Origin of the sequence: Micromonospora tarensis, assembly GCF_016803395.1 — a bacterium.
Classification (GTDB): Bacteria; Actinomycetota; Actinomycetes; order Mycobacteriales; family Micromonosporaceae; genus Micromonospora; species Micromonospora tarensis.
Genome location: NZ_JAEVHL010000278.1, coordinates 1 through 7,810, shown reverse-complemented (window position 1 = coordinate 7,810; position 7,810 = coordinate 1). Strand labels below are relative to the sequence as shown.

Sequence of the window (7,810 nt, the reverse complement as noted above, 5' to 3'; positions counted from 1 at the left end):
GCGGCCGGGGTGACCGGCGCGGGTGGCGGCGCTACCGGCGGCGGACCGTCCGGCGGGGTGGCGTCGACGGGTATCGGCGCACCCAGCCAGCCCTCGCCGTCCCAGTAACGCCGGGTTTCGGTGTCGGCGGGATCGACGTACCAACCAGGTTGCACGCTCACGCCGTCGCTCCGCTTCGCTCGCTCACGCCGCCACCCTAACGACGAGCGCCCCGGCCAGCTCGTCATGGCGGGGGTGTGGTCCGGCTGGCGGCGCGAGGCCGCCGGTGGTGGGCTGCGGCCCACCGACCGGCGGCGTCGGGTCCGACGGAGGTTGCGTCACGCCCGCAAGTGTTACAGGTTGCCGCGGGCTTCCTGCTCCCGCTCGATGGCCTGGAAGAGCGCCTTGAAGTTGCCCTTGCCGAAGCCCAGCGAGCCGTGCCGCTCGATCAGCTCGAAGAAGACCGTCGGGCGGTCCTGCACCGGCTTGGTGAAGATCTGGAGCAGGTAGCCGTCCTCGTCCCGGTCGACCAGGATCTTGCGGGCCTTCAGCTCCTCGATCGGCACCCGCACCTTGCCGATGCGCTCGCGCAGCTCCGGGTCGTCGTAGTACGAGTCCGGGGTGTCCAGGAACTCCAGACCGGCGGCGCGCATCGCGTCGACGCTGGCCAGGATGTCGTTGGTGGCGACGGCGATGTGCTGGGCACCCGGGCCCTGGTAGAACTCCAGGTACTCGTCGATCTGGGACTTCTTGCGGGCGATCGCCGGCTCGTTGAGCGGGAACTTCACCTTGCGGGTGCCGTTCGCCACGACCTTGCTCATCAGCGCCGAGTAGTCGGTGGCGATGTCGTCGCCGACGAACTCCGCCATGTTGGAGAAGCCCATCACCCGCTTGTAGAACTCCACCCACTCGTCCATCCGGCCCAGCTCCACGTTGCCGACCACGTGGTCGACGGCCTGGAAGAAGCGCTTCGGCTGAAGGCCGGCGTCGATCATCGGCTGCCGGTCCACGATCGGCCCGCGGGCCACGAAGCCGGGCAGGAACGGGCCGGTGTAGCGGGACCGGTCGACAAGGGTGTGCCGGGTGTCGCCGTACGCGCCGATGGCGGCCATCCGGACCGTGCCGTGCTCGTCGGTCACCTCGTGCGGCTCGACGACGCTGGCGGCGCCCTGGGCGATGGCGTGCGCGTAGGCGGCGTCCACGTCCGGCACCTCAAGCGCGATGTCGCTGATGCCGTCGCTGTGCCGGGCGACGTGCTCGGCGCCGTCGGCGTCCGGGCGCACCGCGCCGGTCAGCACGAACCGGGCCGAACCGCTGGTCAGCACGTACTGGGCGTGGTCCCGGTAGCCCTGCTCGGGGCCCCGGTACGCCACGCAGGTCATGCCGAAGGCGGTGGAGTAGTAGTGGGCGGCCTGCTTGGCGTTGCCGACCAGGAAGTGCACGTGGTCGAGGCCCCGGACCGGGAACGGGTCGTGGCTGATGTCGTGGTCGACAGCGCCGACGAGCCGGTCGACGTCGACGTCCTCGGTCGACTGGGGTCGGTCGATCGCCTGGGTCATGGTGGGCTCCCTCGCGTACCGGCCGGCCTTGTGGGCCGCCGTGGTCGGTTCTTGTGGGGAGGATCGCTGGCCCGGCATCGGGTGGGCAACTGTCGACAAAAATGCTGGTCAGGTTGCGCATTCGGTATGGTCTACACCCATGAATGGTGAGCAGAATGTACAGCTTGACGCGCTCGACGTGCGCTTGATCGAACTGCTCGCCGACGAGCCCAGGATCGGCGTGCTGGAGTGCTCCCGCCGACTCGGGGTGGCCCGGGGCACCGTGCAGGCGCGGCTCGACAAGCTGATCGAACGGCGGGTCATCCAGGGCTTCGGTCCGGAGATCGCGCCGGCCGCGATCGGCTTCGGGGTGACCAGCTTCGTCACCCTGGAGATCAGTCAGCGGGAGGGCCACGACCCGGTCACCGCCCACCTCGCCGCCATCCCCGAGGTGCTGGAGGCGCACACCATCACCGGCTCCAGCGACCTGCTCTGCCGGATCGTGGCCCGCTCCAACACCGACCTGCAACGGGTCATCGACCAGATCGTCTCGTCCGCCGGCATCACCCGGGCCTCCACGATCATCGCGCTGGCCGAGCAGATCCCCTACCGCACGCTTCCGCTGGTGCGCAGCGCCGTTCGGGTCGAGGGAAGGGCCCAGTAACACCTCCGAGCCCAGAAAGCGTGGCGACACGGCGGCGCGGGCGTACGGAAGATCCGTGATCGTGGCTACGGTGTGCGGTGTGGCGAAGGGGAGGGTGCGCGGCGGGCTGCTGGCCGGCCTCGCCGTGGTCATCGCGCTCGCCGCGACCGGCGTGTGGAACCCCTTCCCCGGTCTGTGGGACTGGGTCGACCGCAGTGAACCCATCTCCGAGCCCGACGTGGTCTGGCAGCAGCGGGTCGGCGGCACCCCGCGCAGCGTGACCTTCGCCGGAGACGCGGTAGTGGTCGAGCAGCGCACCCGGGTCGAGGCTCGCAGCCTGGCCACCGGCGGGCAGCTCTGGGAGCGCAAGGCGGACTGGGCCGCGGTCGCCGGCGGTGACCGGGACGCGGTCGTCGCGGTGGGCAAGCTCCTGGTCAAGGGGTATGAACTGCTCGATCCGACCACCGGGGCGACCCGACGGCGGGACGACGACGCGGTGGCCGTGTGGACGTACCGCAACCTGCTGCTCGACGCCAGGTGCACGGACGCCACCGACTGCACCCTGAGCGCCTGGGACCCGCGTGGCACCGCACCGCTGTGGACGGCCTTCCTGCCGGGAGTGCACAGCGGCCTGCTCGCCGACAATCCGGGCCTGCGCGGCACCCGCCGGCTCACCGCCACCCGGATCGACGACGGGGTGGCCGGGGCGGAGACCGCGCCGCCGCTGCTCGGCTTCCCGGTCGACGGTCGGGTGCACATGGTCGACACCGCCACCGGTCGGGTGTTGCAGAACGTCGAACCGGCCCGCGACGAGCGGCTGTCCGTGGTGGGCGGTCGGATGCTGCGGATCGCCGCCCGCTCCCAGGACGGCACCTGCTACTTCGCCATCTCCGCCCGGGACCCGGCGACCGGGCAGGAGGCCTGGCAGCGGGCCGGGGTCAACCTGCGTACCGCCGACAGTGCCGGCTGCGTGCAACGCGAGGACCCGCAGGGCGCCCGGAACGTGCTGATCGGCGTCGGCCCGGACGGCCGGGAGGCGGTCATCGACGGGTACGACGGGCGGCTGCTCTGGGTCGGTGAACCGGGCACCAAGTTGATCGCGGTCGACGACCGGCTGGCGGTGTTCCGGGCTGCCGACAAGCGCTCGGTGGTCGCCCGCGAGTTGGGCACCGACAAGGTGCTCTGGACGCGACCGGCCACCGGCAAGTCCGGTGCCGCGCTCACCCCGTACGCGGCGGTGGTCACCGACGAGAAGCCGTCCCGGTTGACGGCTGTGGACCCGCGTAACGGCCGGGAGTTGGCCGCCCTGCGCACTTCGGCGAACGCCCTCGCCGTCGGCTCGCAGGGCATGATCGTCGGCGAGGGGCGGGAGATCGGGTACGTCCGCTTCGGCGCGACCGGGGGATCGCCCACCCGACACCGGACAGCGGTGGGAATCCCCGGCCAGGTGGCACCGGTCCGGGCGGCACCGGGCCGGGCGGCTCGAACAACGGCGACTGCGGGCCGAAGGGCGAGCTGTGCCCGGAGCCGGACGGGGGCAAGGACGGCTGAGCGGTCGGTTCACCTGCTCGTCGGTCCGACGGCGGGGCGCGCCACGCCCGGTGGATGAGAGCGGCGTCCCAGGACCCGCCCGGCGGGTGGGAGTGATCGACCGGTCTGCCCTAGGCTTGCCGCTCATGAGCAGTGCCGCCGCATTCTCGTACGCCCCTCTGCTGCCGACCGGCCCCGACCAGACGGACTATCGCCTGGTCACCGACGAGGGCGTGGACGTCGTACACGGCCCGGGGGGCCGTCGGTTCCTGACCGTGGAGCCGGCCGCGCTCACCGCGCTGACCGCCGAGGCGATGCACGACATCGCGCACTTCCTGCGCCCCGCGCACCTGGCGCAGCTCCGGGCGATCATCGACGACCCGGCCGCCTCGCCGAACGACCGGTTCGTCGCGCTGGACCTGCTGCGCAACGCCAACATCGCCGCCGGCGGAGTGTTGCCGATGTGTCAGGACACCGGCACCGCCATCGTGATGGGCAAGCGCGGTCGGCACGTGCTGACCGACGGCGCCGACGCCGAGGCCATCTCCCGGGGCGTCTACCAGGCGTACACCAAGCTCAACCTGCGCTACTCGCAGCTCGCCCCGCTGACCATGTGGGACGAGCGGAACACCGGCAGCAACCTGCCCGCCCAGGTGGAGGTGTACGCCGAGGACCCGGACGGGCACCCGGACGCGTACAAGTTCCTGTTCATGGCCAAGGGTGGTGGCTCGGCCAACAAGTCGTACCTCTACCAGGAGACCAAGGCGCTGCTCAACCCGGTGCGGATGATGCAGTTCCTGGAGGAGAAGCTGCGGCTGATCGGCACCGCTGCCTGCCCGCCGTACCACCTGGCAATCGTCATCGGCGGCACCTCCGCCGAGTACGCGCTGAAGACCGCCAAGTACGCCAGCGCCAAGTACCTTGACGCGCTGCCGACCTCGGGTTCGATGAGCGCGCACGGCTTCCGCGACCTGGAGCTGGAGGCGGAGGTGCTGGAGCTGACCCGCAACTTCGGCATCGGCGCGCAGTTCGGTGGTCGGTACTTCTGCCATGACGTGCGGGTGGTCCGGCTGCCTCGGCACGGCGCGTCCTGCCCGGTGGCCATCGCCGTGTCCTGCTCGGCGGACCGGCAGGCCGTTGCCAAGATCACCCCGTCGGGCGTGTGGCTGGAGCGGCTGGAGACCGACCCGGCGCGGTTCCTGCCCGACGTCACCGACGAATCGCTCGACACCGAGATGGTCGTCCGGGTCGATCTCAACCGGCCGATGGACGAGATCCGCGCCGAGCTGTCGAAGTACCCGGTGAAGACCCGGCTGTCGCTGTCCGGCCCGCTCGTGGTCGCCCGGGACATCGCGCACGCCAAGATCGCGGAGCGGTTAAACGCGGGCGAGCCGATGCCGCAGTACCTGCGCGACCACGCCGTCTACTACGCCGGCCCGGCGAAGACCCCCGAGGGGTACGCGTCCGGCTCGTTCGGCCCGACCACCGCCGGCCGGATGGACGCCTACGTGGAGAAGTTCCAGGCCGCCGGCGGTTCCCAGGTGATGCTGGCCAAGGGCAACCGCTCGGCTCAGGTGACCCGCTCCTGCCAGCAGCACGGCGGCTTCTACCTCGGCTCGATCGGCGGCCCCGCCGCCCGCCTCGCCCAGGACTGCATCAAGCACGTCGAGGTGCTCGAATACCCGGAGCTGGGCATGGAGGCGGTCTGGAAGATCGAGGTGGAGGACTTCCCCGCCTTCATCGTGGTCGACGACAAGGGCAACGACTTCTTCGCCGAGGTCACCAAGCCGGTGCTCACCGTCGGCCGCCGCTGACCGGACAGGCACCGGAAGGGGCGCCGGGCGAACCTGCCTGGCGCCCCTTCCGTCGTCCGTGCTCGGCCGACATCGGTGCGCCCACCCCGCCGTAGTGGGATGGTCGCACCGCCCCCGTCGGATGCCGTCACCATTAACCCAGTACGAGTTTGCCGCGCACCGCTGTCGGACCGCTCTCGCATCACTATCGCCTGCCCGGGTCGGGCTGACGGATCATCTGCGGTTCGGCGACGGGCGGGGCAGGATGGTACGCGTGACGACTCCAGAGGCGACGGGTTACCGCATCGAACGCGACTCGATGGGCGAGGTGGAGGTGCCCGCCGAGGCGCTGTGGCGGGCGCAGACCCAGCGTGCCGTGCAGAACTTCCCGATCTCCGGCCGGGGCCTCGAACCGGCCCAGATCAAGGCGCTCGCGCAGATCAAGGGCGCGGCGGCCGAGGTCAACGGAGAGTTGGGCGTGATCGACGCCAACGTGGCCGCGGCCATCACCGCCGCCGCCGCGCACGTGGCGGACGGCGGCTACGACGACCAGTTCCCGGTGGACGTGTTCCAGACCGGCTCGGGCACCTCGTCGAACATGAACACCAACGAGGTGATCGCCACTCTGGCCAGCCGCGAGCTGGGCGAGCCGGTGCACCCGAACGACCACGTCAACGCCTCCCAGTCCAGCAACGACATCTTCCCGTCCTCGATCCACCTGGCTGCCACCCAGTTCATCGTGGAGGACCTGCTGCCGTCGCTGAACCATCTCGCGGCGGCGCTGGAGGCCAAGGCGGCGGAGTTCGAGACCGTGGTCAAGGCCGGGCGTACCCACCTGATGGACGCCACCCCCGTCACCCTGGGTCAGGAGTTCGGCGGATACGCCGCCCAGGTCCGCTACGGCGTCGAACGGCTGGAGGGTTCGCTGCCCCGACTGGCCGAGCTGCCGCTGGGCGGCACCGCCGTGGGCACCGGGATCAACACCCCGCTCGGGTTCGCCGCCGCCGTGATCGGCAAGCTGCGCGAGTCGACCCGTCTGCCGCTGACCGAGGCGCGCAACCACTTCGAGGCACAGGGCGCGCGGGACGCCCTGGTGGAGACCTCGGGGCAACTGCGGACCATCGCGGTCGGCCTGTACAAGGTCGCCAACGACATCCGCTGGATGGGGTCCGGCCCCCGGGCGGGCCTGCGCGAGCTACGCATCCCCGACCTCCAGCCCGGCTCGTCGATCATGCCGGGCAAGGTCAACCCGGTGGTCGCCGAGGCGATGCGGCAGGTCTGCGCCCAGGTCATCGGCAACGACGCGACAGTCGGGTTCGCCGGCTCGCAGGGCGACTTCGAGCTGAACGTGATGCTCCCGGTGATGGGCCGCAACCTGCTGGAGTCGATCCGGTTGCTGTCCGCGGTGAGCCGGCTGTTCGCCGACCGACTGGTGGTCGGCCTGGTCGCGGACGCCGAGGTCTGCCTGGCGTACGCCGAGGGTTCGCCGTCGATCGTCACCCCGCTCAACCGCTACCTGGGGTACGACGAGGCCGCGTCGATCGCCAAGGAGGCGCTGGCCAAGCAGACCTCGATCCGCGAGGTGGTGATCTCCCGGGGGCACGTCGACTCCGGCAAACTCACCGAGACCCAGCTCGACGAGACGCTGGACCTGCTCCGGATGACCCACCCCTGACCCGCTCAGCGCGGGTCGCCAAGCGGTGCCGCCGAGCGGGATTTGTGCGACGGTGCCGCCGAGCGGGGTTTGTGAGGCGGTGCCGCCCAGCCGAGGAAGCGTCTGGAGAGCGCCGTCGGGTCCGAGCCGTCCTGCGGGTTGAGCTGGTACAGGTCGGCCGCCGCGCCGTGCAGCTTCGGCCGGGGTGCAGGCGGCCCCGGTCGTCGGGGCATGGCCGCGCGGTCGTCCGGGCTGGTCCGGGACATGCTGTTGCCGTCCTTTCGAGCTGAATCGCCTGTGACATCACCCCCACAGCCCCCGCAGACCGCCCGGCCGCAGACCCCCGGCCGCAGACCCCCCGGCCGCTGATCCCCGGCCGCAGACCGCCCGGCCGCTGATCCCCGGCCGCTGATCCCCCGCCGTGGACCCTCCCGCAGCGGTCCCGTTTCGCCGCGAGCCCTGTTCGCCGCGAACCTCTCTCGCCTCGGTTCGCCACGGCACCGACATCGCGCCGATTGCGCGTTGCGCGCCATGCGCCCCAACCACCGAGATCTTGGACAGTTCCCGTTAGCTGGGCGGGCTCAACCGGTGGTTGCAACACCTCTTTTGGTGGTTGTCGTTGGGGTGGTTATGGCGTCGAGGTTGAGTCTGTTGGAGCGGGAGCAGATTGGGT

The 7,810-nt window shown here is 71.0% G+C and carries 7 protein-coding genes; 4 read left to right on the top strand and 3 right to left on the bottom strand.

Translation table 11 applies throughout. The annotated features are described in order from the left end of the window. Both JM949_RS31195 and hppD read right to left on the bottom strand, forming a co-directional pair. Nucleotides 1-161 (bottom strand): DUF2510 domain-containing protein (locus JM949_RS31195; protein WP_203151700.1); only part of this gene is annotated, 161 nt, incomplete at its 3' end. A gap of 171 nt (nucleotides 162-332) precedes the next feature. Continuing rightward, on the bottom strand, nucleotides 333-1,538 hold the full coding sequence (hppD, locus tag JM949_RS31190; RefSeq protein ID WP_203151699.1) for a 4-hydroxyphenylpyruvate dioxygenase: 1,206 nt from the start codon (nucleotides 1,536-1,538) through the stop codon (nucleotides 333-335). Between the two features lie 139 nt (nucleotides 1,539-1,677). Here hppD and JM949_RS31185 point away from each other — a divergent pair, with 139 nt between their 5' ends. The 4 genes from JM949_RS31185 to JM949_RS31170 all read left to right on the top strand — a co-directional run bounded on the left by JM949_RS31185 (nucleotide 1,678) and on the right by JM949_RS31170 (nucleotide 7,158). After that, entirely contained in the window at nucleotides 1,678-2,181 is a 504-nt protein-coding gene (locus tag JM949_RS31185; RefSeq protein ID WP_203151698.1) for an Lrp/AsnC family transcriptional regulator, read from the top strand. 70 nt (nucleotides 2,182-2,251) lie between these two features. Continuing rightward, nucleotides 2,252-3,769, top strand: coding sequence for an outer membrane protein assembly factor BamB family protein (locus tag JM949_RS31180; RefSeq protein ID WP_407664862.1), 1,518 nt, complete (start codon nucleotides 2,252-2,254; stop codon nucleotides 3,767-3,769). Nucleotides 3,770-3,836: 67 nt separating this feature from the next. Further along, a complete protein-coding gene (locus JM949_RS31175; RefSeq protein ID WP_203151697.1) occupies nucleotides 3,837-5,504 on the top strand; it encodes a fumarate hydratase in 1,668 nt (555 codons plus the stop codon). A gap of 244 nt (nucleotides 5,505-5,748) precedes the next feature. Further along, the gene (locus tag JM949_RS31170) at nucleotides 5,749-7,158 is read left to right on the top strand and encodes a class II fumarate hydratase (RefSeq protein ID WP_203151696.1); all 1,410 of its coding nucleotides are present in this window, start codon (nucleotides 5,749-5,751) and stop codon (nucleotides 7,156-7,158) included. Between the two features lie 5 nt (nucleotides 7,159-7,163). Here the strand turns inward: JM949_RS31170 and JM949_RS31165 are convergent, their stop codons facing one another. Continuing rightward, nucleotides 7,164-7,403 (bottom strand): hypothetical protein, encoded by a 240-nt coding sequence (locus JM949_RS31165; RefSeq protein ID WP_203151695.1) that lies wholly within the window; start codon nucleotides 7,401-7,403, stop codon nucleotides 7,164-7,166. Between the last annotated feature and the right edge of the window lie 407 nt (nucleotides 7,404-7,810).

Coding starts and splice junctions, on each gene's coding strand:
- JM949_RS31165 (WP_203151695.1), bottom strand. CDS start 7,403: ATGTCCCGGACCAGCCCGGACGACCGCGCGGCCATGCCCCGACGACCG.
- JM949_RS31185 (WP_203151698.1), top strand. CDS start 1,678: ATGAATGGTGAGCAGAATGTACAGCTTGACGCGCTCGACGTGCGCTTG.
- hppD (WP_203151699.1), bottom strand. CDS start 1,538: ATGACCCAGGCGATCGACCGACCCCAGTCGACCGAGGACGTCGACGTC.
- JM949_RS31170 (WP_203151696.1), top strand. CDS start 5,749: ATGGTACGCGTGACGACTCCAGAGGCGACGGGTTACCGCATCGAACGC.
- JM949_RS31175 (WP_203151697.1), top strand. CDS start 3,837: ATGAGCAGTGCCGCCGCATTCTCGTACGCCCCTCTGCTGCCGACCGGC.